The organism is Verrucomicrobium sp. BvORR106, from assembly GCF_000739655.1.
In the GTDB taxonomy this organism is placed as follows: domain Bacteria; phylum Verrucomicrobiota; class Verrucomicrobiia; order Verrucomicrobiales; family Verrucomicrobiaceae; genus Verrucomicrobium.
The window spans coordinates 210,205-236,547 of record NZ_BATR01000092.1 but is presented as its reverse complement, the minus strand read 5'-3'; the positions used below and the strand labels follow the sequence as shown (position 1 = coordinate 236,547).

The window sequence follows — 26,343 nt, the reverse complement described above, 5'->3', positions numbered from 1 at the left end:
GTCGAGCATGCTCGTTTGATCCTCTGCCCGCAGATCCATGCATGCCGCCATGACAGCCCTGGGTCTAGGGAAGATGAATGCCGGGGTGTTCGATGGCGCCTGGCATGGTGCGGGCCCGGTGGAAGACGTGATCACACCTGTGGACGGTGAGCTCCTCGGACACGTGCGGGAAGGTACCGCCGCCAACTACGATGACGCCGTCGGGCGGGCCCAGGAGGCCTTCTTAAGATGGAGGATAACCCCGGCACCACAGCGTGGCGAACTCGTGCGACGCTTCGGCCTGCTGCTCCGGGAGCACAAGACCCGGCTCGGCAGTCTGGTGGCATGGGAGACGGGCAAGATCCTGGACGAAGCCGAGGGCGAGGTTCAGGAAATGATCGACGTCTGCGATTTCGCGGTGGGTCTCTCCCGCCAGCTCCACGGCCTGACCATTGCCTCCGAGCGGCCTCAACATCGGCTCATGGAACAGTGGCACCCACTCGGAACCATCGGCGTCATCACCGCCTTTAATTTCCCCGTCGCTATCTGGGCATGGAATGCCGCCTTGGCCTGCGTCTGTGGGGACGCTGTGGTGTGGAAGCCCTCCAGCCTGACCCCGCTGTGCGCCATTGCCGTCACCCGGCTGGCGGAGCAGGCCTGTCGGCAGACTGGCGTGTCTCCCGCGCTCTTCACCCTGGTATGTGGCACCGCACGCCCCATCGGGCGGTGCATGGCCAGAGACCGGCGCCTCCCCCTCATCTCCGCCACCGGGTCGTGCGCCATGGGTCGCCGTCTCGCCCGCACCGTGCAGGCCCGGCTGGGGCGCACGTTGCTGGAGTTGGGAGGAAACAACGCCGTCATCGTCACCCCATCCGCCAGTCTGGCACTCGCCCTGCGCGCGGTCGTGTTTGGAGCCGTCGGCACGGCCGGCCAGCGTTGCACCTCGACCCGCCGCGTCTTTGTGCATGAGAGCATCTTCAACGCCTTCCGCAGCCAGTTGCGGGACGCGTACAGCTCACTGCGCATCGGTAGCCCGCTCGACCGCAGCACCGTAATGGGCCCCATGGTCAGTCGGGATGCGGCCCTACACTATCTGGATGCCGTCCAGCAGGCCAAACATCAGGGCGGCAAAGTGATCCATGGCGGCCGACCTCTGGATCAGCCCGGCGGCTGCTACGTCACCCCCTGTCTCATGGAGTGCGACCAGGATCTTCCCCTCCTCCGCACAGAGACCTTCGGCCCCCTGCTGTATCTCATCCCCTACCGCCACTTTGCCGAGGCCATCGCCTGGCAGAATGACGTGCCCCAGGGCCTGAGCTCCGCCGTCTTCACCCGTGATTTCCTGGAAGCGGAGACCTTCATCAGCCCTGCTGGCAGCGACTGTGGCCTGGCCAACGTCAATACCGGCACCAGCGGGGCGGAAATCGGCGGTGCCTTCGGCGGGGAAAAGGACACCGGCGGCGGCCGGGAGAGCGGCAGCGATGCCTGGAAGAACTACATGCGCCGCCAGACCAACACCCTGAACTACGGCACCACCCTGCCCCTCGCCCAGGGCATCCACTTCGGAGGATCTTGAACCATGAGCGCGCTGCCCCCCAACCGCGAAAATCGCTTTGACTGGCCCGTGTGCCAGGAGGCCGAAGACTTCTTGCTCGCCCAGATCGAGCTCTTTCTCACTCGAAATGCTTTCGCCCGCACCCTTGCAGACCGCATGAGCGCGGAGACCGGAACTCTGCTGCTGGACTGGGTGGACTACATTGTACTTTCCGAGAACCATGGCCCGGTCCTCACCACGCTTGGTTTTGTTCCAGACATCACCGCCGAGACGCCTCCAGAGCACGCTGCCTGGCATCACCCGGAGGCCATGTTGCCCCGCATCATCCTGGAGGAGGGCCACGACCGCTACCCCAATGCCCTCGCCATTCATGCTGAGAGCCTCGCGGACTTCATGGCTGTGCATGAGATTTCCCGGGAGATAGAGGGCCCGCCGCTCAGCAAGTTTCGCCGCGCCCTCATCTCAGATGAGCACGGCACCTGCTTCTATGCCGTGGAGCGGCGGGGGTATCGCGGATTTCTGCCTGAGGCCCATCGCGCCGATGGCATGACCGGCCATCTGCTTCAGGCCATGGAGTTGTGGAAGATCCGCCAGCGTCGCTTCGCCAGCGCTGACGATGGCTACCAACTCACCTTTGCCCTGCTGGATGAGATCATCGCCATGGTGGGTAGAGATCTGGCCTGCCATCTGGTCTTTGCTGGCGAAAGAGAGTTCTGGCAGCGGCGCAACCGGGCCGCACAGGTGCAGAAAGCCCGGCAGGATCGTCTCGGACTGGGATGGGCCAATCACGATCATCACACCTTCCGCAGTTCACGAACCCAGTTTGTGAACCTGATGCGCGTGATGGAGAAGCTTGGCTTTGAGCGGCGCGAGCGCTACTACGCCGGTGACCAGGCAGGCTGGGGCGCGCAGATTCTAGAACAGCCGGTGGAGGGCATCGTCTCCTTCTGCGATGTGGACCTGCTGCCCGAGGACACGGAGATCGACTTTTCCCGCCAGCCTCTGCCACCCCAGCCTAAGCTGGGCACCATCGGACTCTGGACCGGGCTTCATGGTGAAAGTTTCCTTGAATCCGGAATGCACCACCTGGAGTGCCGCTTTGATCACGCGCTCCTGCGCGACCAGTTGGCCGGCGAAGGCATCAACACCATGAAGCCTTTCTCCGACCTCCCCTTCCTCAAGCAGGCCTTCACCGAGGGTGAACGCTGGCAGGTCCGGGCGGAACGCGTCCACGCCCTGGTGGAGGCCGGGTCCATCGACGCCGAGCAGGCCAAGCGCTTTCTCGCAGAAGGCGCCATCGGCAGTCACCTGGAGAACCTCCAGCGCAAAGGCGGCTTCAAGGGGTTCAATCAGAAATCCGTCAGCGCCATCATCGCCGCCGTGGATCCGCGGAAGATGATGCCTGCGACTTGAGCCCTTGCTTTCAACCGGCCGCCCGAACGATTCAGGACGGCCGGGACTGGCAGACCCGCACCTACATCGTGAAGTTCACGATGTGTGGTTTCACCAGTCGTTCATAGTCACGCCATGCCATCTTGATCACCTCATGATGGGACCCGGCGCTGAAGACCATCTCGTGACGTTCCGCCATCGCTGGCGAGACATACACAGACATGTCATACAGGTTGCCAAACGGCGGCATCGCCCCCGACTCGCAATCCGGAAAGGCATCCCGGAATTCGCTTTCGTGGGCCAGACGCACATCATCCGTCTCCGTGATATCACGCAAGTCTTCTATGAGCACCCGCTGGTTGGCAGGCAGCACCGCCATGGCCAGTGCCCCGTCAATGACCACCATCACCGTCTTCGCGAGAAACTGCCCCGGCACATGCACAGAGGCGGCTATCTCCTGGGCGGTGTAGGCAGGCGAATGCGCGACGACCACATACTTGATGTTCCTCTGGTCGAGGAACGCTTTGAGCGTTTTCGCAATCATACGCACCTCCTTTCATCTCTCGACATTTCCCAGTCTCCGGCCCAGCCTGCCACAGGGTCAGTCAGCAATGGCGAACGCTGGCAGCCGGCGTTGGGCGGGAACCAGCAACTCCTTCAAGTCACGGCACCACACGGCGTGCTCTTGGTGCACGCCATGAGCAGGGCACACTACAGCTTTGACTGACCATCAGCATACCATGATTGCACCAGACTGGCGAGGTCAATTCACCCTCCCCGTCGCTCCAGGATCAGCACCAGACATTTGCACGCGCCCCCAGCCTTGAGGAACTCACTCATGGGTAGAGGATGGACCCTGTATCCGCACCGGGTCAGCAGCCGGGACACCTCCGGGCACCCTTCTGGCATCAACAGGTCCCGGCCCAACACAATGCTGTTGCAGGCGAACCTGCCGGCCTCCTCCACTGACACCTCCATGAGATGGGGAATTTCCCGCCTCACCCGTTCCTGGCCTGCGCGATCGAAGGCATCGGGGTACCACAGGGCCAGGCCATCCGCCAGCGGGCAGAAGCAGGTGTCCAGGTGGTAGAAGTGAGGGTTCACCAGACGCACCCCCGCAACCTCGATCCCGAGCACCTTCTCCAGCGCTTCCACTGCTGCGGGTTCCGTGCGGAATCCATGCCCGCAATAGAGCCGCTCGCCACAGAACAGCGCGTCGCCCTCCCCTTCAAAACAGAAATCACCGTCCAACAGCGTCATCTCATAGCCATCCCTGCCCAGTCTCTGACGGTACCAGCGGGTCTCTCCCTGACGCTCCGGGTGTTTGAATTGACTGAGTATGCAGCGCTGCCGCTGAATCAGGGCCGCGTTGGCCGTGAAAACGAGATCCGGCCACTCGGGCTGAGGCAGCATCACATCCACGCCACACCCCAGCTCCTCCAGTTTCGACTTCAGCGCCAGCCACTGCCTCACGGCCAGTGCGTGGTCCACTCCCTGGGCCGGGTCCATCCAGGGGTTGATGGAGTAACGCACCCCATAGTAGTCCGGCGGGCAGAGCAACATCCGGTTCATGAAACCAGTGTACCATGCCCGTCATCGTCCTGCCCACCCTATTGCCCCTCATGGTCCGCGCAAATGTCACCACAACCCCGCATATTGTCCTCATCTTGGAATATTCGCCCCTTGCCGTGCCGTAAGCGACTCCATGAAGCCACTCCATGCTCTTTGCCTGACGCTCGCCGCCGGCCTGTCCACCTGCGCGTTGCTCTGGAACGCCTCCGCGGCAGCGCCCGCATCCCCCGCAGGCGTGAAGACGCCAGAGGCCTCCTCCAACATCAAAGCCGGCTTCGCCGAGCGGGACATCACCCCGGCCATCGGCATGGAGCAGCCCGGTGGCTACGGCAAGTCCTTCCACACCACGTTTCATGATCCCTGCAAGGTGCGCGTCGGCGTCTTTGACGATGGCACCAAGCGCGTCGCCCTCGTCGGTCTGGACGCCCTCATTGTCCCCCGCAGCGTGGTTCTGGCAGCACGTGAGCAGATCACCAAAAAGTGCGGCATTCCCGGCGATGCCGTCATGATCGGAGCCTCACACTCCCACTCCTCCGGCCCAGTCGGCATGATCCAGCCGGGTGAACTCGACTTCGCCAGCGATCTGGTCAAAAAGCTCGCCTATGAAGAGTCCTCTTGCGCGGACCCCGGCTACCTACAGACCGTCATCAAAGCCATCGTCGATGGCGTCGTCTGGGCCGACAAAAACAAGGTGCCCGCCCAGCTTGGATTCGGCGTCGGGACGGAGGACAAGGTCGCCTTCAACCGTCGCGTCAAAATGAAAAACGGCGAGGCCTGGAGCCACCCGGGCGTAGGCAATCCCGACAACGTGGACTATGCCGGCCCCATCGACCCCGATGTGGGTGTAGTGGCCGCCTGGGACATGACGGGCAATCTCCTGGGTGTGATGGTCAACTTCTCCTGCCACGCCACCACCAATCCTGGCGGTATTTCCGCAAACTGGATCTATGACCTGGAGCAGACCATCCAGGGCGCCCTGCACACCCGCGTGCCAGTGGTCTTCCTCCAGGGGGCCTGTGGCGATGTCACCCAGGTGGACAACTTCAGCAAGTTCCAGCGCCCTGGCCCGGAGGAGTGGAGCCGCCTGGTGGGTGGGCGCGTGGGGGCTGAGGCCGTGAAGGTCATCTTCTCCATGCCCAAGACCACCGAAGCCCGGCTCGATGCCAGGCAAAAGGTCTGGAAGATCAAACGCCGCATCCCCTCCCCCGAGCGGGTCAAGGAAAGCACAGAACTCGTGCAGCAGCCCAAGCCCAAGGGCGACACCACCGCCTGGATGTTTGCCAAGGAGATCGTCATGCTCGATGCCCTCGTCCAGAAAGAACCCGCATGTGAAGTCGAGGTTCAGGCCCTCCAGGTGGGGCCCCTCGTCTGCGTGAGCAATCCTGCGGAATACTTCGTGGCCAATGGACTGCGCATCAAAAAGGAAACCGGCTTCCCCATGACCTTCCCGGTGGAACTCGCCAACGGCTGCACCGGTTATGTTCCCACGGAGGAAGCCTTTGGCCCGAATGGCGGCGGCTATGAAACCCGCCTCTCCTTCTACAGCAACCTGGAGGTCACCGCCGGCACCCAGATGGCTGATGCCGGCATCGAACTCGCCAAACAGATGACCCCGGACAAGATGCCCGAGCGCCTCCCCGCACCGCCCTTCGGCCGGGCCTGGACCTACGGCAGCGTGAAGCCCGAGGTGAAATAGAGGGAGCGGGAAACCGGAAGCGCGGGAGATGCGCGAGCATCTCCCCAATTCCTTATCCCTCTTCCCTTAGCCCTTATCCCTCTTCCCCTTCAGTATTTCCTCGATCTGCCCCAGCGGCAGGCAGTTCACCACGTCGGCCCGGGTCAGCCAGCCCTTGCGAGCCAGCCTCACGCCATAGAACACGTCGTGCAGGCCGCGAGTGGAGTGTGCATCTGGGTTGATGGAACACTTCACGCCCTTCTCCTTCGCGAGCTTCCACCAGCGCCAGTCCATGTCCAGACGCCAGGGGTTGGCGTTCAGCTCGATGATGGTGCCGGTGGCGGCTGCCGCCTCAATGATGGCGGGGACATTCACTGCATAAGATGGGCGCTGCAGCAGCAGTCGCCCCGTCAGGTGGCCCAGCATGGTCACATACGGGTTCTCAATGGCGCGGATGATACGCTTCGTCATCTCCGCCTCCGGCAGGGTGAAGACGTTGTGCACTGAGGCCACCACGTAGTCGAGCTCCGACATCAACTCATCTGAAAAGTCGAGCGACCCATCCTTCAGAATGTCCACCTCGCTCCCGGCAAACAGCTTGAACCCCTCATAAGTGGCATTCAGCCGGCGGATCTCTGCGATCTGAGCACGCAGACGTTTTTCATCCAACCCGTTGGCCTGGAAGGAAGCCTTGCTGTGGTCAGCGATGCCCAGATACTGCAGCCCCAGCTCCTGAGCCTCCTCGGCCATCTCCTCCAGCGAGTTCACGCCATCGCTGGCCGTGGTGTGGTTGTGAAACACACCCCTCAGGTTCGAGATCTCCACGAGCTTGGGCAGGTCTCCTTCCTCAGCGGCCTTGATCTCGCCAGTGTTCTCCCGCAGTTCTGGCTCCACGAAGTCCAGCCCCAGCGCGCGGTACACGTCAGCTTCATCATAGCACTCGGGACTTTCCCCACCCGGCTGGGTGGGGGACAGCGCGTATTCATTCAGGGACAGCCCCCTCGCCAGCGCCCGCTGGCGCAGGGCCACGTTGTGCTCCTTGCTCCCGGTGAAGTAAACCATGGCGCAGGCGTACTCTGCACTCGTCACTGCCCGCAGGTCACACTGCACGCCGCTTTCCAGCAGAACGCTCGACTTGGTCTCTCCTTGCGCGAGGATCTGAGCCACCATCGGCATCTTCACAAAGTCCTCCATCACCGGTCCAGGATTCTTGGTGGAGACGAGGAAGTCCAGATCATGCACCGTCTCCTTGGCCCGGCGGTAGCTTCCCGCCACCCCGGCACGCGACACATTGGGATGCTCACGCAGCATCCCTAGAATCAGTTCCACGGTGGGCGCCACCTGTTCCAGACGGAATTCATCGGCATGACTCTCACGGAATGCCAGGGACTCCAGGATCTTCGCTGCGGTCTTGTCGCCAAACCCAGAGAGCTTGGCCACCGCCCCGCTTTCGCACGCTGCTTTCAGGCTCGCCAGGTTTCCCACTTGAAGCTGCTCCCATAGCATCTTGATCTTCTTTCCGCCCAGTCCCTGCACATCATAGAGCGCAAGGATCCCCTCCGGGAACTCTGCCCGCAGCCTTTCATAGAACTCCAGCTTCCCCGTGCTGGCCAACTCATTCAGCTTCTGCTGCAGGGCATCGCCCAACCCTTTCACCCCTTTCAGGTCATTGGCGGCGGCACGGGCCACGATGTCCCCACTGAAGGTCTCCACGATCTCCGCTCCCGTATTGTAAGCCCGGGTCTTGAAGGGGTTTTCCCCTTTGAGGTCGAGCAGGAGCGCGATGTTGCGCAAAACGGTGGCCATCACTTCAGCAGTCATGCTGCGAAGAGTGGCGATGAACTCGAACGACGCAACGAAATGTGCGTCACAGCGTAAATCCATCCAATCTTCACACACCCCCACTGCGCCCCAGACGCATTTCGAGAGACAATTCGCCAATTTTAAGACCGGCACAGTTCACGAAAACTTCATTTTGACCAAAAAAATGCAATTTTCGATTGCTGAACAGCCCTTTCATGCGAGCTTAACCCCCTAAATTCGCACTTTTCAGGAGACCAACTCATGACCACCGAAAAATTGGACGGCGCACAAGCGCTCATCAAGACACTCGACCAATTGGGGATCGAGTACGTGTTCGGGTATTCCGGCGGAGCCGCACTGCCGATCTTCGACGCTCTGGAGACCGTGAAATCGAACATCAAGTTCGTCTTGGTGCGTCACGAGCAGGGTGCCGTGCACATGGCTGACGGCTATGCCCGTGCCACCGGCAGGCCCGCAGTGGTGCTGGTGACCTCCGGCCCCGGCGCTGGCAACACCGTGACGGGCATCATGACCGCCCAGATGGACTCCGTGCCGATGATCGTCATTTGCGGCCAGACCGTGTCGTGGATGCTGGGCAAGGACGCCTTCCAGGAGGCGGACATCTTCAACATCACCACCCCTGTGTGCAAACACAACTACCTGGTGAAGAACACGAATGACCTCCCGCGCATCGCCCGTGAGGCCCATTTCATCGCCACCACCGGCCGCCCCGGCCCGGTGCTCATCGACATTCCCAAGGACATCAGCCAGGGCCCCTTCACCGGCGACCTCAATGCTGAGATCGACCTCCCCGGTTATCATCCTGAGGAGTCCCTCAAGATCGACAAGAAGTCCGTTCAAGAAGCCGCCAAGCTCATCATGCAGGCCAAGCGTCCGCTCATCCTCGCCGGCCACGGCGCGATGATCGCCCGCGCCGACAAGGAGCTCATGGCCCTGGCCGAGACCCTCAACTGCCCCGTGACCAACACGCTGCTGGGCAAGGGTGTGTTTCCTGAAACTCACCGTCTGAGCCTGGGCATGCTGGGTATGCACGGCACCGCCTACGCCAACAAGGCCATCTGCGAGTGCGACTGCATCATCAACATCGGCTCCCGCTTCGACGACCGCATCATCGGCAAGCCAAGCGCATTCGCACGCAACGCCAACATCGTCCACTTCGATATTGATGAGGCCGAGGCCAACAAGATGATCAGGGCGGATGTGTTTGTGAAGGGCGATGCCAAAGCTGCTCTCAAGGAGCTGCTCCCGCACCTCAGCCCGCTCGACACCACCACGTGGAACGAGACGCTGGACGGCTACAAGAAGAAGTTCCCGCTGAATTACAAGAAGCAGGGTGGCCTGCGCATGCAGCAGGTGATCGACGAGCTCTACCAGCTCACCAAGGGCAAGGCCATCGTCTCCACCGACGTGGGCCAGCACCAGATGTGGGCGGCCCAGTTCTACAAGAACGACGAAAGCTTCAAGTGGCTCAGCTCCGGCGGCGCCGGCACCATGGGCTTCGGCTTCCCCGCAGCCATCGGCGCCCAGCTCGGCTGCCCGAATGACATCGTGGTTTCCATCAGCGGTGATGGCGGCTTCCAGATGACCCTGTTTGAACTGGCCACCGCCGCCATCCTCAAGCTGCCCCTCAAGATCATCGTGCTCAACAACCACTACCTCGGCATGGTGCGCCAGTGGCAGGAGTTGTTCTTCGACAACCGTGAAAGCGGCGTGGATCTCATCGGCAACCCCGACTTCGTGAAGCTCGCCGAGGCCTATGGCATCAAGGGCTTCCACATCCGCCGCCCCGCCGATGTGGAGCGCGTCCTCCAGCAAGCCCTCGACTACAACGAAGGCCCCTGCCTCATCGAAGCCGAGTGCATCAAGACCGAAAACGTGTTCCCCATGATCCCCGCCGGCGCGGCCCTGGAGGACATGCTCATCGAGCCTCCGAAGCACAAGATGGAGAAGCCCGTGGGTTCGACGTAGTAGCTAGTAAAAAGTGGTAAGTAAAAAGTGAAAAGTGCCGGAGATGGCTGTCATGGGTGAGATCAAGAGTTATCGAGATCTGGTGGTTTGGCAAAAGTCGATGGCACTGGTGCGGGAGATCTACCTGGTCTCCCGCAAGTTTCCCAAAGAAGAGCAGTTTGGACTGACACAACAAATCAGACGGGCCGCCGTCTCCATCCCCTCAAACATTGCTGAGGGAAATGGACGCGGATCATTCCCTGACTACGTCAGATTCCTGCAATTCTCCAGAGGGTCACTTTTTGAAACCCAAACACAACTCGAACTCTGCCGAGACCTCGGCTTTCTCTCGATCCAAGACCACCAATCTCTAGCCGCTCTCAGTTCCGAAATCGAACGAATGCTCAACACGATCATCTCGAAATTCAGCGGCTAGCTCTCCACTTATCACTTTTCACTCTTAACTTTTTACTTTCCCCAAAATGTCCGACCGCAACATCATCACTACCGATCGCAAACCCGCCCCCCAGCCCGACATCGTGAACGTGCACACCCTGAGCATGTACGTGTCGAACAAGCCGGGTGTCCTGGGCCACATCTGTCAGGTGTTCAGCCGCCGCGGCTTCAACATCGACTCCCTCGTGGTGTCGCAGGGCCGTGATCCCCGCTTCTCCCGCATGACCGTGGGCATCAGCGGCCATCCCGAAGGCCTGCACCAGATCATCATGCAGTGCAACAAGCTCATCGACGTGATCCACTGCTACGAGCACTCCGACAAGGATGCCGTGGTGAAGGAACTCGTTCTCATCAAGATCCTGGCCACTGCCGAGCACCGCACGGAGATCCTTCAGATCATCGAGCACTTCAACGGCAAAACGGTGGACCTGCAGGAGCAGTCCATGGTCATCATGATCACCGGCAACAGCGACAAGGTGGACGCCGCCGTCAACCTGCTGGGCCGCTTCGAGATCATCGAAACGGTGCGCACCGGTAAAGTGGTGATGGCACGTGGCGTGGCCGAGACCTAGCCAACATCGGACTGGCCGAATTCCAGACACTTCCCTTTTTGCCCCGCCTGCCCAGTGCATGCGGGGCATTTTTTTGCCTTGCCACCTTCATACCACCAAAGTGGTACCCAGTACCCCTCCCGCCTGCATAGAGGCCGGCTGGAGGCAGGCCTTCAATCTCAAACTACGTTCTTGCCAAGCGGCAAAGCGTTTCGCTACTATTAATAAACGTGGAACAAATCCTGGGGAGATGAGCATCATGAACAGTGACGAAGCCGATCTGAAAAGCTTCTTCGATCACTCCCTGGATCTGATGTGCATCGCCGGATTTGATGGCTATTTCAAGAGGCTGAATCCCGCATGGGAACGCACCCTTGGCTACACCACAGAGGAGCTCATGGCCCAGCCGTACCGGGCCTTTGTCCACCCGGATGACTTTGCCCGGACTGAGGTGGAGGCCAGTCGCATCAACACGGGGTCCAACACCATTGCCTTTGAGAACCGGTACCGGTGCAAGGACGGCACCTATCGCTGGCTCGAGTGGCGGGCCCAGCCTGACATGGAGCGGCAGATCATCTTCGCTGCCGCCCGGGACACGACGCGATTCAAGCAGCTTGAAGATGAGCTACGCGCCAAGAGCGCCCTGCAGCGCGCCATGCTGGACGGGGCCAACCTCGCCATCATCTCCTGTCGCACCGATGGCATCATCCAGGGATTCAACGTCGGTGCCGAGCAGCTTCTGGGCTACAAGGCCGCGGAGGTCATCGGGAAGACCAGCCCCTCGATCTTCCACGATCCACAGGAGATCGCCCGCCGGGCTGCCGCTCTGACCCAGGAGCTCGGCTTCCCCGTTGAAGTCGGTTTCCATACCTTTGTAGCCAAAGCCCTCCTCGGGCCGCCGGACGAAAACGAGTGGACTTACCTCCGCAAGGACGGCAGCCGGCTGCCGGTGATGCTCACCGTCACCATCATGCGGGATGACGCCGGGCAGCCCACCGGCTTTCTGGGCATCGCCAGCGATCTCACCGCCAAGCGCAAGGCCGACCGTACCCAGCACGAGCTGGAAGCCCGCCTCCAGGCCATTCTGGACAATACCACCGCCGTGGTCTTCCTGAAGGACCGGGACGGGGTTTACCAGATGGTGAACCGGCGCTTCGAAGAGCTGTTTCATCTGACCAAGGAACAGATGGCGGGCAAAAATGACTACGACATCTTCCCCCCAGAGTTTGCCCGCGCCTTCCGCGACAACGACGCCAAAGTGCTCGCCACCGGGCAGGCCATGGTGCTGGAGGAAATCGCCCCCCATGCCAGCGTGGCCCACACCTATGTCAGCGTGAAGTTTCCCGTCCTGGATTCGGATGGTCAAGTCATCGCCTTGGGCGGGATCGCCACGGACATCACTGACCGCAAGCAGGCAGAGATGGAGCTTCGCGACCGGGAAGCACGCCTTAGCTCCATCCTGGAGACGGCGGTAGAAGCCATCGTCACCATGGATGACAAAGGCCTCATCCAATCCATCAATCCTGCCGCTGCGCAGATCTTTGGCTACCAGCGGGGGGCAGATCATCGGCCGCAACATCAGCGTCATCGTCCCTGCTCCCAACCTGCTCTCTCCCGCCCACACCGGCCCGGATGCCTCCAGTGCGACGGATGCCGATCGCCAAGGCCAGAGCCGGGAGCTCCTCGGTCGCCGCAAGGACGGCAGCATTGTCCCCCTCATCATGTCGGTAAGCGTGACCCACACCGGAAACCGGGTCATCTACACCGCCATCATGCACGACATCACGAAGCGCAAGCGGTTCGAGGAAGATCTGCGGCGCTCGAATCAGGAGCTGGAGCAGTTCGCCTACATCGCCTCCCACGATCTTCAGGAGCCCCTCCGCATGATCACCAGCTACCTGCAGCTTCTGGAACGCAGGTACAAGAGCGATCTCAATGAGGAGGCTGGCCAGTTCATCGCCACCGCTGTGGATGGTGCTGCCCGCATGCGCAATCTTATCCAGGACCTGCTCTCCTATTCACGGGTAGGCACACGCGGACGCGAGCTTGCGCCCGTCTCCTGCGGACAGCTCGTCCAGTCGGTCCTCACAGATCTGGAAGTCACCATCAAGGAATCCTCGGCCGTCATCACCGCAGACACGCTCCCCACTGTGAATGCGGATGAGCTGCAGTTACGCCAGGTGTTCCAGAACCTCATTGGCAACGCGCTCAAGTTCCGCAGCGAGCAGGCACCACACATTCACGTCAGCGCCCAGCCTTGCCGGGGAGAGTGGGTCATCTCCGTCCGTGACAACGGGATTGGCATCGAGCCCAAGTTCTTTGACCGCATCTTTGTCATTTTCCAGCGCCTGCACGCGAGGGAGCAGTATCCGGGCACCGGCATTGGCCTGGCCCTTTGCAAACGCATTGTGGAGCGTCATCACGGCCAGATCTGGGTGGACTCCTCGCCCGGCAAAGGGGCCACCTTTTTCTTCAGTCTCCCCAGCTAGACTCCCGTAAGTTCCATAATTCACGCCACGGCACTATGGCATTTACAACTGCGTCGCCATAAAGATGGCTTGGAAACGCCTCTTTTAGGATAATTCCCGACCCACGGCTCTGCCATTTACTTATTAAATTGCAATTTTGAATAAACGTGTCATTAATGGGAAAAATCCGCCGCTAAAAATCAAGAATTCCGGCTGATCCAAACTCGGGGGCCAGAGCCCCCACTTTCCATATCACACCCGGCGCGTTTCCACGTGCTGCTTAGGGCGCTGTTTGTTGCGCGTCTCCCCGTTGTTTCACGACTCCTTCTACGTGCTCACATGAATGCCGAAGAAACGCTGCTGGATGGTGCCCAGCTCAAGGCCGCTGATCTGGCCCGCCTCCCCATCCGCATCCTCTGTATTGAGGACAACGATTCCGACTTCCTTCTGCTCCAGGAGCATCTCAAGGACGCTCCCTTCGACAAAACGCCCCAGTTGATTCACGCCCGTTCGTTGCACGATGCCAGTGCCAGGCTGGAGCAGGCAGGTGATGAGCCCTTCGATGTCATTCTGCTGGATCTCAACCTCCCTGACGGTCATGGACCGGAGACCTACCACCGCGTGCGGGAGCTGGCCCCTCTCACCGCCATCACCATCCTCAGTGGCACCACCGACCACGAACTGGCTCTGACCTTCGTGCAACAAGGTGCTCAGGACTATCTCCCTAAAGACTCGATCAACGGGGACCTGCTCATGCGCTCCATCCTCTACGCTGTGGAGCGCCAGCGCCACCGCCGGGAAATGGCTGAACTCAACGAGCGACTGCGCGCTGCCAAGCTGGAGTTGGAGACCGCGCAGATGCAGCTCATTCAGGCGGAGAAGCTCGACTCGCTCGGCCGCCTTGCCGCCAGTGTGGCTCATGAGGTGAAGAACCCGCTCGCCACCATTCAAATGGGCGTGGATTACTTCCAGCGACGTCGCACCACCTTGCCAGAGCCTGCGTGCACCATGATCGACTACATGCAGGACGCGATCACGCGCGCTGAACGCATCATCCACGAGATGCTGGACTTCTCCCGTTCCGAGACATTGCAGATGCGGCCCTGCTCCTTGAATGATCTGGTGACTGACGCCATCCACATGGTGCAGCATGAACTTACTCGCCGGAAAGTGGAGGTGGTGACAGAACTTACCGAGAATGTGCCCGAAATTCGGGCAGATCGCTCCAAGCTGGTCCAGGTCATCATCAACGTCATCATCAACGCGGCACAGGCCATGCCAAACGGCGGTGTGGTGCAAATTCGCACCATGCATGGCGAGTTGATCACCATGCAGCGCAACGAAGGTCTGCGCGAGATGGATCTGCTGCGTCCCGGGGATCAGGTGGTGCTGATGGAAGTGATCGATCATGGCCCTGGTATCCCGCCGGAGATACTGCGTCGCATCTTCGAGCCCTTCTTCACCACCAAGCCCACAGGTGAAGGCACTGGCCTGGGTCTCCCCGTGGCCAAGCGCATTGTGGAACTGCATCGGGGCCACCTTCAGGTGAAGAACCTCGAGGAAGGCAATGGAGTGAGAGTGCGAATCATGCTCAAAGCAGACTTCACCAACATCTCCAAGTTACAGCCCACGGTGGAAGTTCCGGCAGAAGGCGTGGCCTCATGAATCGCGAAGTGAGGTTGCTTTTTTGCATGCATGAACTTTTGAGCTTCCCAACTTATGTCATTTCCGATATCCATTAGTGCAGCAAGCAAACAATGGCCGCGGAAAGTTCAGCCCATGAGCATGTGCATTCTGCCGATGAACGGCGCTGCCCCCATGGTGAACACAGGCTGGCACCACCTCGCGCTTATTTGCTGCCACCTCCCGTGCCGGGATCGATGACATGGCCATGGCCCATGCCCCGGCAGTAGCGCGCACGCCCAAGGTTTTGTCAGTGCATCATTCATCCCAACCCAGCCATGAACTCTTACCATGCTCTGGCCCGGAGCGGTGCGGCAGCCGTCGCCAGGGCGGCCGGCCGTCCAGGCATCGCCGGGGCCGTCGCCCTCCTGCTCTACGCCCCCGCCACCCCCGCCCAGTCTCCCAACGGTGCGGCCCAGATCAGCACTCCCGCACAGACTCAGCAACTCAAAGAACTGAGCCTTGAAGAACTGATGAAGGTGCAGGTGGCCACGGTCACCACCGCCTCAAAAAAGGCCGAAAAAGCCACGGAAGCTCCCGGCACGGTCATTGTCATCGACAGCACAGACATCAACCTGCGCGGCTACACCCAACTCAGTGACGTCGTGCGGGACCTGCCCGGAATGGATGTCTCAGAGTATCTGTTCACAGAGATCGGCACCCAGGTCTCGGTTCGCGGCATCACCGGCAACAACAAGATCGTGGTCCTGGTGAACGGCATGCGCGTGAACCCGCCCGGTGGCGAATATTTCCCGCTGCGCTCTGACTTCAGCGTCCGCGGTGCCGAGCAGATCGAAGTGATCTACGGACCCGGTTCAACGTTGTACGGGCAGGACGCGATCAGCGCCGTGATCAATGTCAAAACCAAGAACCCACCTGCGGACGGGCGATTTGTCATCGATGGAGCCATTGAAGGTGGGTTTCATGCCGAACGCGAAATATGGGGCTCCTTCGGCAAGGTCTTCGACGCCGAAGAGAACATCTCATTGACGGGCTATGTGCAGTACCATGACTCGGAACTCAGCCGGCTGGACCGTGAGTATCCCGACTGGTGGAAGGAGTTCCGTGACATCGCGAAGACCAAGGGCCATGGCACCAGCCTGGATCGCATGGATTATGGCCTGAACGCCTTTGCCAAGTTTGAGTACGGAGACTTCTCCATTCAGAGCTGGTATCGTGATTCTGAGCGCAGCAGCTCCGAAGGCTACGGCCCAGCCGTGCTCGGATTCCTGCCCGAGGCGCGCTGGCAGGATCGTTCCTGGGTTACGGAAGCCAAGCACGTGTGGCACATGACTGACAAGGTCACGTTGGACTCCGCCATCACTTACAACTGGTACGAGGTCGATCCTCACAGCCGCTACGTCTTCCCCCAGGATCAAAACCACTGGTTCTTCAACGACTACAAGTACGCGCAAGGCATCAGCCTCAGCATTGAGGAGACCTTGCGCATCGAGATCTCCCCAACGGTCTCTGCGTTGTTGGGCGGCATCTACACCAATTACGACATCATCCCCAAATCGACTGTCCCGGGTGGTGCCAATCGTGGCAGCGATGGTAGCATCGTGCAGCAGGGTGGGAGTTTCGTGTATTACACGGAGGCAGGCAATCCCGAGTCCCGCCAGGAGATTCCCCGCGTCGTCGAGGTGGATTTTGAGCGGTACGGAGCCTACCTCGAAGTGGGCTGGGAGATCACCCCTTCCCTGAAAGTCATCGCCGGTGGTCGCGTGGACAAGGACACCCGCATTGAGGACCCCTCCTACACTCCGCGCGGTGCGATCATCTACAAGGTGACCGATGAACTGACGGCCAAGTACACCTACTCCTGGGCGTATATCTCCCCCGCTCCGTACTTCGGATTCGCCACCTACGACCGCGGCGACGTCCTCAATACCTCGAACCCTGAGCTCCAGCCGGAGACCTCCAAGACGCATGAGCTCAGCTTCACCTACGTGAAGGACAAGGTGGACCTCGGGGTGAGCATGTACTACGGGGAGCAGAGCAATCTCATCCTCGTTTCCGATGTGGGGTCTGAGCCCAACATCCTCCAGGATCTGGTGTTCCTGGACGTGGCCGGGACTCAGGGCCGCACGCTCACCCGCACGGTGAACAGCGGCACCAGCCACAATGCAGGCGTGGACTTTTACGGCCGGGTCAAACTGGCCCGGAGCCTCAGCACCTGGTTCTCCTATTCCTACACCACCTTTGAGGCCGAGACGGCGGGAGAAGTCAGCGGGCTCAACGGCATCTCTGCTCACAACTTCCGCCTGGGCGCCACCTGGGCCGTGACCGACAAGTTCTTCATCACCCCCAGTCTCGTGGCCCGGTCCACGCCAAGGAACCTGGATCCCGGATATCTCGCAGATGAGATGAACACGCCGTGGGAGCTCAATCTCCACCTGCTCTACAAGCCGACGGACCGCGTGGAGATCTATGCCAGCATCCGCAATCTGACCAACAATCAAAACGCCACCACCGCCTTTCTCCCCGTTGCGCAGCCTCAGGAGACCTTTGGCGGGGTGCTCGGCCTCCGGATCAGTTTCTGACGACCGCCGAAGACCTGACTTGTTGTTTCCACGAATCACTCTACTCCCACCCGCCGCACTCCCTCCATGAATGCCATGGTTAGCAAAGCGCCCCCCAATCCCGCGAGCCTGCTGCGGCCCCGGGACTGCCGCGCCCCCCGGCCGCCCCTGGGTTTCTTTCTTGCCCTGCTCCTCACCTTTCTCGTGCCGCCATCCACGGCGGAGGCCCAGTCCTCGGAATATCAGGTGAAGGCCGTGTTCCTCTTCAACTTCTCCCAGTTCGTCAAGTGGCCAGCAAGATCGTTCCCGGACGCCAATGCCCCTCTGATGATCGGCGTGCTTGGAGACGATCCCTTTGGCGGAGCCCTGCAGTCCGCCACGCGGGGAGAAACCTCCAACGGCCGCAAGATCGTCATCAAAAATGGCCGCCGGGTGGATGACTTGCGCAACTGCCAGTTCATCTTCGTGAGTCGTTCAGAAGCGGGCCGGCTGGGTGAGATCCTTTCCTCCCTGCAAGGATCCGGCATTCTCACAGTGGGAGAGGCTGATCAGTTTTGTGATCAGGGCGGCGTCATCAACTTCACCCTCCAGGGAGGCAAGGTGGGCTTCGAGATTAATGTGAACTCCGCCCAACGCGCCGGTTTGGAAGTCAGCCCCAAGCTGGTCCGCCTGGGTAAAATTCACCGTGGAGGCTGATTCAGGAAGGATCTCACCATGATTCGATTTCGAGATGTGCCCATCAAACGCAAGCTCATGCTGGGCGTGCTGCTGTCGAGCACCGCCTCTCTCCTCCTCGCCAGTCTCGCGTACGTGGCGTATGAGCGCGCCACCTACCGCGCAGACCAGACGCGCACCCTCACCATCCTGGCGGATGTGCTGGCGGCCAACAGCACCGCCACGCTCTCCCTCTCAGAGGCGACTGATACCAAGGGCGAGGCCGAGGAGATTCTCAGCGCCTTGAGCGCGGAGCCAGACATTGTCTCCGCGGCCCTCTACGGAGCCGATGGCAAGCTCTTCGCCACCTTCCTGCGGGAGCGTGGCGAGCCCCCCTCCGCAACGGCGCCCACCGACGAAACCACTGTATTTTCCGGGAACCGCATCATCCTGCCCCGCCCCGTCACGCTGGGAGGCAAGCGCATCGGCACCATCTGCCTGGTCGCAGACACGCAGCGTATCAATGCCCACCTCCGCCGGTATGTGGAGATCGGGGCGGTGGTGCTTGCCGCCTCCATGCTGCTGACAGCTTTCCTTGCCACCATTTTCCAGCGCATCATCTCCCGGCCCATTCTTGCCCTCGCAAGCGCCGCCCAACAGGTGGCAGACAAGAAGGACTACAGTGTGCGGGCGGAACGCTTCGGCGGCGATGAATTGGGCAAGTTCACCGATGTCTTCAACCAGATGCTCACCGCCATCGACCGGCAGAGCAGTGAGTTGAAGACCGCCCTCAAGGAGATCGACGAAAAACGGTTTGCCCTGGTCTCCGCCAATGAGGCCATGCATACGCAGACCACGCAGATCACGGAGAGCGTGGATGTCCTGGGTTACTCCGCACGGGAGATCCTGAACTTCACCACCCAGGCCTCCGCCACTGCTTCCCAAACTGCCACCGCCATCACTGAGACCACTGCCACCGTGGAAGAAGTGCGCCAGACGGTGCACCTCTCCAGTGAGAAGGCACGCAACGTGGTCGAGTCCTCCCAGAAGTCCGCCCAGATCTCCGAGATCGGTCGCAAGTCCGCTGGCTCCAGCGTGGAGGGCATGAACCGCATCCGGCAGCAGATGGAAGCCATCGCGGAGAGCATGGTCCGGCTCAGTGATCAGACCCAGGACATCGGCCAGATCGTCACTGCCGTGGAGGATCTCGCCGCCCAATCCAATCTGCTCGCGGTCAATGCGGCCATCGAAGCTGCCAAGGCCGGCGAGCAGGGCCGCGGCTTCGCCGTCGTCGCTCAAGAGGTGCGCAGCCTGGCCGAGCAGTCCCGGCAGGCCACCACCCAGGTGCGCGCCATCTTGAAGGACATTCAGAACGCGACCAGCGCTGCGGTGATGGCCACAGAGATGGGCACCAAGGCCGTGGACGCCGGCGTGCAACAATCCACCCAGGCCGGCGAGGCCATCGTGGCTCTTACCGAGAGCGTCAAGCAGGCTGCGCAGGCCGCCGAGCAGATCTCCGCCTCCACCCAACAACAGCTCGTGGGCATGGATCACGTGGCCACCGCCATGGAGAGTGTGAAACAAGCCAGCGGACAGAATGTTGAGAGCGCGCGTCACCTCGAAGCCGCCGCCCGTCGCCTCAACGAAATGGGCGAAAAACTGCAGCACATGGCCAGCCAGTCCGCAGCTCCCGCCTTGGTCCTCCCCAAGCCGGTGACTGGCCCGCCCTCAAATGGTGTTTGAGACAGCTGTGGGCCCATCCCTGCCCGTCCCTCCAGTTGACGTCATCCTCCTCATTCCATGACCGACGACGAGTTCCTCGACAAACTCCGCGAGGCCTTCGCGGTGGAGGCCAGTGAACACGTCCAGGCCCTGACTTCCGGCCTGCTCGCAGTAGAGAAGGCCACTGACCCGGAAACGCGCAAGCCCATCTTCGAAACCATCTTCAGGGAGGCTCACAGCCTCAAGGGTGCAGCCGGTGCCGTGGATCACACCAGCATCCAGACCCTCTGCCAGGCTCTGGAGAGCGTATTCTCCCATTGGAAGCAAAAGCCGGCTGTGCACATCAGTCAGGAAAGTTTCGATGTGGTAAACAGCGCCATCGACCTCATCACCAAGCTCCTTCAGGCAGCCCTGCCTGCTGCGGGAACAGTGCCTGTGCACAACATCACCGGCACCGTGCGGCGCATCCAGTCACTGCTGCATCCTGCCCCCCCTTTCGCTGAACCGCCCCCTGCCGCACCCCAGGCTTCAACCTCGTCCCCAGACTCGCCAGCCGCCCCCCAGGAAACGCCGCCACCACCGCCTCCTGCAACTACTGCCAAAAGCCTCCCGGTGATGCCCGCCGAGTTGACAGACCGAACCCCACCTCCACCGCAGGCCGAGCCAGACATCGCCTACACCGCGGAGACCGTTCGCATTCCCGTCAGCCGCATGGATGCCCTCCTCCGTCAGGTGGAGGAGATGGTGGCGGCCAAGCTCGCCAGCCATCAGCATTCCGAGGCCCTGCGCGTGCTCTCCGACCACATGGTCACCTGGCAGAAGCGCTGGTCCAAGGCGCACCGCCAGCTGCGCCCGTCTCCAGGCGAAGACCCGGGCGCGGCCCTTGCTCGCTGCCAGGAATTCATTCAGTGGACTGCGGAACACCTTCGGCTCATGGAGCGGCAGCTGTCCCTCTCCAGCGCCGCCGCCGCCCAGGACGAGCGGTCCATCAGCGCGCTGGTCGAGCAGTTGCTTGATGACACCAAGCGTCTCGTCATGCTCCCCTGTGCCACCTTGCTGGACTTCTTCCCCAAGGTAGTGCGGGATCTTTCCCGTGATCTGGGCAAGGAGGCGGATCTCGTCATTCGCGGCCGGGAGGTGGAGATGGACAAGCGGGTGCTCCAGGAGCTCAAGGATCCCCTGCTGCATCTTGTGCGCAACGCCATGGACCACGGGATCGAGGACAAACAGGTCCGCCTTGAACGCGGCAAGTCGCCAGGCGGCAGTGTGGTGATCAGTGTCACGCCGAGGGACGGCAACAAGGTGGAGATCCGTGTGGAGGATGATGGGGGCGGCATTGACACAGCCCGCATCAAGGCCGCGGCCGTGTCAGCAGGATACCTGAGCGGAGAGCAGGCCGAGCTTTCGGACGAAACACAGGCTCATGAACTGGTCTTCAAGTCCGGACTTTCCACCAGTGCCATCATCACGGAAATCTCCGGGCGCGGGCTGGGCATGGCCATCGTGCAGGAGAAAGTGGAGAAGCTGGGTGGCCGGATCGCCATCAGCAGCACCGCGGGCACCGGCACCTGCTTTACCATCACTGTCCCGGTGACCCTGGCCACCTTCAAGGGCATCCTCGTGGAAGTCTCCGGCCATGTGTTTGTCGTGCCCACCGCCAGTGTCGACCGGGTGAACCGGCACCGGCGGTCCGACATTCAGACGGTGGAGAATCGTGAAACCGTGCTCGTGGATGAACATCGCCTCCCTCTGGTCTCCATGGAGTCGGTGCTGGAGCTGCCCCCGCGGGAACACCCGTTCCCAAGTGATTTTGTTGTTTCCGTGGTCCTCGGCGACGGTGACCGGCGCGTCGCGTTCTCCGTGGACGGCATCCTGAATGAGCAGGAAGTACTGGTCAAACGACTGCGCAAGCCCATCTCCCGCGTCCGGAATGTTGCCGGAGCCACGGTGCTTGCTTCTGGGGCACCGGCGATCATCCTCAACACTTCCGATCTTCTCCAGTCCGCCGCCCGCTCCCCCTCTCCGGTGCGCAAGCGGCATGCGGCCATGAAATCCCGCCGGCTCGGCGCTCCTGCGCGAAAGATTCTTGTCACTGATGACTCCGTGACCTCCCGCATGCTCCTTAAGAACATCCTCCAATCCGCCGGCTACGATGTGTCCGTTTCCGTAGATGGCGTGGATGCTTACACCGCGCTTAAGACCAATGAGTTCGACCTGCTGGTGTCCGATGTCCAGATGCCCCGCATGGATGGCTTTGACCTCACGGCCAAGATCCGCGCTGACAAAAAGCTGGCAGACCTGCCAGTCGTCCTCGTCACCGCCCTCGGCTCCAGGGAGGACCATGAGCGAGGCGTGGACGTCGGGGCGAACGCATACGTGGTAAAGGGCAATTTCGACCAGTCCAACCTCCTGGACGTCATTCGCAAACTCCTCTAAAAACCTCATGAGTGGCCCCGAAGAAATCAGCATGAAGAATGTGGTGGTCCTCAGTGTGGAGGACAGTCCCACCCAGGCGTTGCGGGTCCAGTTCATTCTTGAGCGCCAGGGTTGCCGGGTGGTCAATGCACGCAACGGCCGGGAAGCCCTGCAGACCATGGCCATGAACCGTCCCACACTGGTCATCACCGATATCAACATGCCGGAGATGGACGGCTATGAACTGTGCCGTCACATCAAGGACGACCCGACGCTCGCCAGCCTCCCGGTCATCCTCCTGACCTCACTCTCAGACCCCAAGGATATTCTGAAAGGCCTGGAATGCGGCGCGGACAACTTCATCGTCAAACCGTACGAGGAGGAGTTCCTTCTCTCCCGCATCCAATACGTGCTGGCCAACCTGGAACTCCGCCAAGCCTCTAAGGGCTCCCACGTCAGGGAGATCTTCTTCGCCGGCCACAAATACGAGCTCAATGCCGCGCGGATGCACTCCATCGACTTGCTTCTCTCCACGTACGAAACCGCCGTGCAGAAGAACCTGGAACTCAGCAGTGCCAAAAACAAACTGGAGCAGCAAGCCGGACAGCTTCGCGAAAAGAATGCTGAGATGGAGGCCGACCTGGAGATGGCGCGTGAGTTGCAGTCATCTTTTCTCCCCCGTCATTATCCGGTCTTCCCTGCCACAGCCTCTCCGGAACAGAGTGCCATCCAGTTCTGTCACCGCTACGCCACCACCACCGAGCTCGGAGGAGACTTCTTTGACATCCTCCGCCTCTCAGACCATCAAGCGGGCGTGTTCATCTGCGACGTGATGGGGCACGGTGTCCGTGCCGCCCTCGTCACCGCCATCATTCGGGGACTGGTTGAGGAAATGGGGGCGGCCGCCTCTGACCCGGGCCGTTTCCTCACCGAGGTGAACCGTTCCCTCTGTTCCATCCTCCATCAGACGGTCACCCCGCTCTTCGCCACCGCCTTCTACCTGGTGGTGGATGTGTCCGGCTCCCGTCTCCAATGGAGCAATGCAGGCCATCCTGCGCCCTACCATATCAACCGTACCACCCAGATCGTCTCTCCCATGCAACTCGCGGACCAGAGGCCTTGCCCGGTACTCGGTCTCATGGACGCCGTCACTTATCCCAGTCTGCAACGCGACCTCGCCGCCGGAGATCTCATCATGCTGTTCACCGACGGGCTCTATGAAATAGAGGCACCGGACGGTTCCTACTTCGAGCAGGAGGAGCTGGCCAGACTCGTGGCCCGACACGTCAAGCTCCGCACCCCCGACCTCTTCGACACCGTCATCGCCGAGCTCAAAAGCTTTTCTGCCTCCGGCGATTTTGAAGACGACATGTGTCTGGTCGGAGTGGACGTGCTCCACCTTCACTCCGCGGCTTCGGCTGCCAATCCGGGCACCCCAATAGAAAAAGAAGAGGCGAGCATCGGCGGTGTATCACGCCCATAGGCGCTCCGCGCAGCCCATGCCGCAGAAAGGGCGCTAGGACGCATCCGCTCCCCCGCTCACCGTCCCGGCTGCGCCCCCAGCGTGAAATGAAACGTGGCCCCCCGGTTCACCGCCCCATCTGCCCAGATCCTCCCGCCGTGACGGTTGATGATCCTCTGCACCGTCGCCAAGCCGATGCCCGTCCCCTCGAACTCGTCATCCCGGTGGAGACGCTGGAATACCCCAAAGAGCCTGTGCGCCTGGCTCATGTCAAAACCTGAACCGTTGTCACGGACGAACATCACGTCATCGCCCCCACCTCCTTCCGCCGTGCCGATCTCGATGACGGCACGCTCCTTGAGCCGTGTGTACTTCACAGCATTGGAGATCAGGTTCACGAACACTTGCCGCAGCAACCCGGGATCAGCCCGCAACACTGGCAGCAGCCCCTGATGCCACTCGATGTACCGTCCGGTCGTTTCCCCCTCCATTTCCCTCCGTACCTCTGTGACCAGTTTTCCCACATCCACCTCTTCCAGCTTCAGCTCCGCATGCGCTGTCCGGGAGAAGGACAGCAGGTCGTCGATCAGGCGTCCCATCTTGTCCGTCGCCTGCTGGATCATCTCCAGGTATTCCTTGCCCTGTGCATCCAGTCCAGCACTGCAACGCTTCGCCAGCAGCCCGACAAAGCCCCGCACGTGACGGAGCGGAGCCCGGAGATCATGAGACACGGAGTACGAGAAGGTCTCCAGCTCCTTGTTCGCGGACTCCAGGCGCGCATTCAGCCGCTGCAGATCCTCCTGCGCTCTCGTCAGCTCGCGGTTTCGATGGATCGCGGCATCGTAAGTGGAGAGCAGGAGATTCAGAATCTGGGTCCGGTTCGCGGAAATCTTGTGCTTCCGCCCCTCCACCACGAAGTCCACCCCCGGACTGTCCATGTCCGCCGGCTCGGCCGGCCCCGCCGCCAGCACCTCCCGCACCCGCCCCAGCAGATAGGCCTCGTCATAGGGCTTCAGGATGAAATTGTCGGCATGGCACTTCAGCCCCATGATCACATCCTCCAGATCGGACAGGGCCGTCACCAGGATCACCGGCACTTGCTTCAACTCCGGTGTCTCCTTCAGCCTCCGGCAGAATTCATATCCGTCCATCTCCGGCATGATGACATCGCTGATCACCAGCGTAGGAGGGCGGGCCCGGGCCGACTCCAGCGCCAGCCTGCCGTTGGACTTGGTCGTGACCGAGTAACCCTGTTGCTTGAGGATGTGCTCCAGCCTGCAAGCCTGGGTCGGGCTGTCCTCCGCCACCAGGATCTCCACTTGTTCCGGTTTGTTATCACTGACGGGGTTCATGTCGTTACCTCCCTCTTGCCGGTCTGGTTTGCCAGGACCACGAGTGCCGCGGCAATTCCTTCTGGGGGCAGCACATACATCGCCGCCCCCAGCGACGTGGCCTCGCCAGGCATCCCGTTGACCACGCACGTTTCCTTGTCCTGCACCAGGGTCACCGCACCCATATCCCTCATCCGGCGCAGTTCCGCCGCGCCATCCTTTCCCATACCGGTGAGCAATACACCGATAGTGTCACTGCCACAGACATCTGCCAGCGAGCGGAACAGATGGGACACAGAGGGGCGCAAGCCATTCTCCGGAGGAGCTTCGTTCACACTCAACAGTCCTCCTCCAGTCAGCGCCAGATGCTTGCTGTCCGGTGCCACATACACAGTACCCGGCTGGGCCGACTGCCCGTCCACCGCCAGTTGCACCCGTAGCCGGCTCTCCTTGCCCAACCACTCCGCCAGCCCGGCAGCAAATCCCGGCGTGATGTGCTGCACCACCAGCACGGGGATGGGATAGCTCCCCGGCAATGCGGAGACGATCTCTTTGATCACCGCGGGTCCGCCTGTCGAGGCACCGATGCCAATCGCCTTGAACCGATGCTTGCCCGCCTCTGCGAGGATCGAGTTCACTGGCAGTGGCAACACGGGTGCCAGCCCGGACGCACGGGCCGGCCAGTGTCGCACCACTTTCACCTCTGACATCAGCTTCACAGTCTGGAGTAAGTTAGCGATTTTTCGGCCATCATCCACTGTGCCCGTACCTACAGGTTTTGCGACACAAGCGACGGCACCTGATTCCAAAACGCGGAACGTGGTCAACATCTCTCGCGGGTCAGACACTCCGGAGCAGATCACCACCGGCACGGGATGTGTCTGCATGATCGACTTCGTTGCCTCACTTCCATCCATCCTCGGCATGTGAAAGTCCATCAGCACCAAGTCAGGACGGTGCATGCGGACAAATTCCACCGCCGTCCTGCCATCCGTCACCGTTCCCACCACCTTGATCCTCGGATCCGTCTGCAGGATGCGCACGAGCACCAGCGTGGCCACGGCGGAATCATCCACCACGAGCACACGGATGTCGTCCTCAGTCATGAGCAGCAAGTAAGCGAGATTGGATGAAT

Annotated in this window: 19 protein-coding genes; 14 read left to right on the top strand and 5 right to left on the bottom strand. The window is 61.1% G+C overall.

Features of this window, described 5'->3' with window-relative positions; genetic code table 11:
- Positions 1-37: 37 nt before the first annotated feature.
- A complete protein-coding gene (locus BV106_RS14870; protein ID WP_038165866.1) occupies positions 38-1,555 on the top strand; it encodes an aldehyde dehydrogenase family protein in 1,518 nt (505 codons plus the stop codon).
- 3 nt (positions 1,556-1,558) lie between these two features.
- Positions 1,559-2,947, top strand: a complete 1,389-nt coding sequence (locus tag BV106_RS14865; protein ID WP_038165863.1) for a hypothetical protein — start codon at positions 1,559-1,561, stop codon at positions 2,945-2,947.
- Positions 2,948-3,008: 61 nt separating this feature from the next.
- Here the strand turns inward: BV106_RS14865 and BV106_RS14860 are convergent, their stop codons facing one another.
- Positions 3,009-3,470, bottom strand: coding sequence for a YbaK/EbsC family protein (locus tag BV106_RS14860; protein ID WP_038165861.1), 462 nt, complete (start codon positions 3,468-3,470; stop codon positions 3,009-3,011).
- Positions 3,471-3,694: 224 nt separating this feature from the next.
- A complete protein-coding gene (locus BV106_RS14855; protein WP_038165860.1) occupies positions 3,695-4,498 on the bottom strand; it encodes an arginine deiminase-related protein in 804 nt (267 codons plus the stop codon).
- A gap of 133 nt (positions 4,499-4,631) precedes the next feature.
- Between BV106_RS14855 and BV106_RS14850 the strand changes: the two genes are divergently transcribed.
- Positions 4,632-6,194 carry a hypothetical protein gene (locus BV106_RS14850; protein ID WP_038165858.1) on the top strand — a complete coding sequence of 521 codons (1,563 nt, stop codon included), beginning with the start codon at positions 4,632-4,634 and terminating at the stop codon, positions 6,192-6,194.
- Between the two features lie 66 nt (positions 6,195-6,260).
- Here BV106_RS14850 and polX read toward each other — a convergent pair whose 3' ends face one another.
- Entirely contained in the window at positions 6,261-7,994 is a 1,734-nt protein-coding gene (gene polX, locus BV106_RS14845; protein WP_038165857.1) for a DNA polymerase/3'-5' exonuclease PolX, read from the bottom strand.
- A gap of 243 nt (positions 7,995-8,237) precedes the next feature.
- Here polX and ilvB point away from each other — a divergent pair, with 243 nt between their 5' ends.
- The 11 genes from ilvB (at position 8,238) to BV106_RS35620 (ending at position 23,898) form a co-directional block, all read left to right on the top strand.
- Positions 8,238-9,965: a biosynthetic-type acetolactate synthase large subunit gene (gene ilvB, locus BV106_RS14840; RefSeq protein WP_038165856.1), complete on the top strand. Its 1,728-nt coding sequence runs from the start codon at positions 8,238-8,240 to the stop codon at positions 9,963-9,965.
- Between the two features lie 52 nt (positions 9,966-10,017).
- Positions 10,018-10,380 carry a four helix bundle protein gene (locus BV106_RS14835; RefSeq protein WP_038165955.1) on the top strand — a complete coding sequence of 121 codons (363 nt, stop codon included), beginning with the start codon at positions 10,018-10,020 and terminating at the stop codon, positions 10,378-10,380.
- 46 nt (positions 10,381-10,426) lie between these two features.
- Positions 10,427-10,972, top strand: coding sequence for an acetolactate synthase small subunit (gene ilvN, locus BV106_RS14830; protein ID WP_051945865.1), 546 nt, complete (start codon positions 10,427-10,429; stop codon positions 10,970-10,972).
- A 238-nt stretch (positions 10,973-11,210) separates the two neighbouring features.
- Complete coding sequence (locus tag BV106_RS35630; protein WP_265595691.1) at positions 11,211-12,890, top strand: PAS domain S-box protein; 1,680 nt, start codon at positions 11,211-11,213, stop codon at positions 12,888-12,890.
- The gene (locus BV106_RS14825; protein ID WP_051945861.1) at positions 12,835-13,440 is read left to right on the top strand and encodes an ATP-binding protein; all 606 of its coding nucleotides are present in this window, start codon (positions 12,835-12,837) and stop codon (positions 13,438-13,440) included. Before BV106_RS35630 ends, BV106_RS14825 begins: the two co-directional genes overlap by 56 nt.
- A 318-nt stretch (positions 13,441-13,758) precedes the next feature.
- On the top strand, positions 13,759-15,084 hold the full coding sequence (locus BV106_RS14820; protein WP_038165853.1) for a hybrid sensor histidine kinase/response regulator: 1,326 nt from the start codon (positions 13,759-13,761) through the stop codon (positions 15,082-15,084).
- A 296-nt stretch (positions 15,085-15,380) separates the two neighbouring features.
- Entirely contained in the window at positions 15,381-17,645 is a 2,265-nt protein-coding gene (locus BV106_RS14815; protein WP_038165852.1) for a TonB-dependent receptor, read from the top strand.
- Between the two features lie 66 nt (positions 17,646-17,711).
- The gene (locus tag BV106_RS14810; RefSeq protein WP_051945859.1) at positions 17,712-18,320 is read left to right on the top strand and encodes a YfiR family protein; all 609 of its coding nucleotides are present in this window, start codon (positions 17,712-17,714) and stop codon (positions 18,318-18,320) included.
- A gap of 18 nt (positions 18,321-18,338) precedes the next feature.
- Positions 18,339-20,021 (top strand): methyl-accepting chemotaxis protein, encoded by a 1,683-nt coding sequence (locus tag BV106_RS35625; RefSeq protein WP_051945857.1) that lies wholly within the window; start codon positions 18,339-18,341, stop codon positions 20,019-20,021.
- A gap of 57 nt (positions 20,022-20,078) precedes the next feature.
- Entirely contained in the window at positions 20,079-22,436 is a 2,358-nt protein-coding gene (locus BV106_RS14800; protein ID WP_038165851.1) for a response regulator, read from the top strand.
- A 7-nt stretch (positions 22,437-22,443) separates the two neighbouring features.
- Positions 22,444-23,898 carry a fused response regulator/phosphatase gene (locus tag BV106_RS35620; RefSeq protein ID WP_051945855.1) on the top strand — a complete coding sequence of 485 codons (1,455 nt, stop codon included), beginning with the start codon at positions 22,444-22,446 and terminating at the stop codon, positions 23,896-23,898.
- A 56-nt stretch (positions 23,899-23,954) separates the two neighbouring features.
- Here BV106_RS35620 and BV106_RS14790 read toward each other — a convergent pair whose 3' ends face one another.
- Positions 23,955-25,229, bottom strand: coding sequence for a response regulator (locus BV106_RS14790; protein ID WP_051945853.1), 1,275 nt, complete (start codon positions 25,227-25,229; stop codon positions 23,955-23,957).
- Positions 25,226-26,314, bottom strand: coding sequence for a chemotaxis-specific protein-glutamate methyltransferase CheB (gene cheB / locus BV106_RS14785; protein WP_038165850.1), 1,089 nt, complete (start codon positions 26,312-26,314; stop codon positions 25,226-25,228). Before cheB ends, BV106_RS14790 begins: the two co-directional genes overlap by 4 nt.
- Between the last annotated feature and the right edge of the window lie 29 nt (positions 26,315-26,343).

Excerpts from the sequence above, each read along its gene's own strand:
- BV106_RS14860 (WP_038165861.1), bottom strand. The coding sequence starts at position 3,470 with ATGATTGCGAAAACGCTCAAAGCGTTCCTCGACCAGAGGAACATCAAG.
- polX (WP_038165857.1), bottom strand. The coding sequence starts at position 7,994 with ATGACTGCTGAAGTGATGGCCACCGTTTTGCGCAACATCGCGCTCCTG.
- BV106_RS14855 (WP_038165860.1), bottom strand. The coding sequence starts at position 4,498 with ATGAACCGGATGTTGCTCTGCCCGCCGGACTACTATGGGGTGCGTTAC.
- BV106_RS14810 (WP_051945859.1), top strand. The coding sequence starts at position 17,712 with ATGAATGCCATGGTTAGCAAAGCGCCCCCCAATCCCGCGAGCCTGCTG.
- BV106_RS35630 (WP_265595691.1), top strand. The coding sequence starts at position 11,211 with ATGAACAGTGACGAAGCCGATCTGAAAAGCTTCTTCGATCACTCCCTG.
- BV106_RS35620 (WP_051945855.1), top strand. The coding sequence starts at position 22,444 with ATGAGTGGCCCCGAAGAAATCAGCATGAAGAATGTGGTGGTCCTCAGT.
- BV106_RS35625 (WP_051945857.1), top strand. The coding sequence starts at position 18,339 with ATGATTCGATTTCGAGATGTGCCCATCAAACGCAAGCTCATGCTGGGC.
- ilvB (WP_038165856.1), top strand. The coding sequence starts at position 8,238 with ATGACCACCGAAAAATTGGACGGCGCACAAGCGCTCATCAAGACACTC.
- BV106_RS14800 (WP_038165851.1), top strand. The coding sequence starts at position 20,079 with ATGACCGACGACGAGTTCCTCGACAAACTCCGCGAGGCCTTCGCGGTG.
- BV106_RS14870 (WP_038165866.1), top strand. The coding sequence starts at position 38 with ATGCATGCCGCCATGACAGCCCTGGGTCTAGGGAAGATGAATGCCGGG.
- BV106_RS14790 (WP_051945853.1), bottom strand. The coding sequence starts at position 25,229 with ATGAACCCCGTCAGTGATAACAAACCGGAACAAGTGGAGATCCTGGTG.
- BV106_RS14815 (WP_038165852.1), top strand. The coding sequence starts at position 15,381 with ATGAACTCTTACCATGCTCTGGCCCGGAGCGGTGCGGCAGCCGTCGCC.
- BV106_RS14850 (WP_038165858.1), top strand. The coding sequence starts at position 4,632 with ATGAAGCCACTCCATGCTCTTTGCCTGACGCTCGCCGCCGGCCTGTCC.
- BV106_RS14820 (WP_038165853.1), top strand. The coding sequence starts at position 13,759 with ATGAATGCCGAAGAAACGCTGCTGGATGGTGCCCAGCTCAAGGCCGCT.
- BV106_RS14835 (WP_038165955.1), top strand. The coding sequence starts at position 10,018 with ATGGGTGAGATCAAGAGTTATCGAGATCTGGTGGTTTGGCAAAAGTCG.
- cheB (WP_038165850.1), bottom strand. The coding sequence starts at position 26,314 with ATGACTGAGGACGACATCCGTGTGCTCGTGGTGGATGATTCCGCCGTG.
- BV106_RS14825 (WP_051945861.1), top strand. The coding sequence starts at position 12,835 with ATGATCACCAGCTACCTGCAGCTTCTGGAACGCAGGTACAAGAGCGAT.
- ilvN (WP_051945865.1), top strand. The coding sequence starts at position 10,427 with ATGTCCGACCGCAACATCATCACTACCGATCGCAAACCCGCCCCCCAG.
- BV106_RS14865 (WP_038165863.1), top strand. The coding sequence starts at position 1,559 with ATGAGCGCGCTGCCCCCCAACCGCGAAAATCGCTTTGACTGGCCCGTG.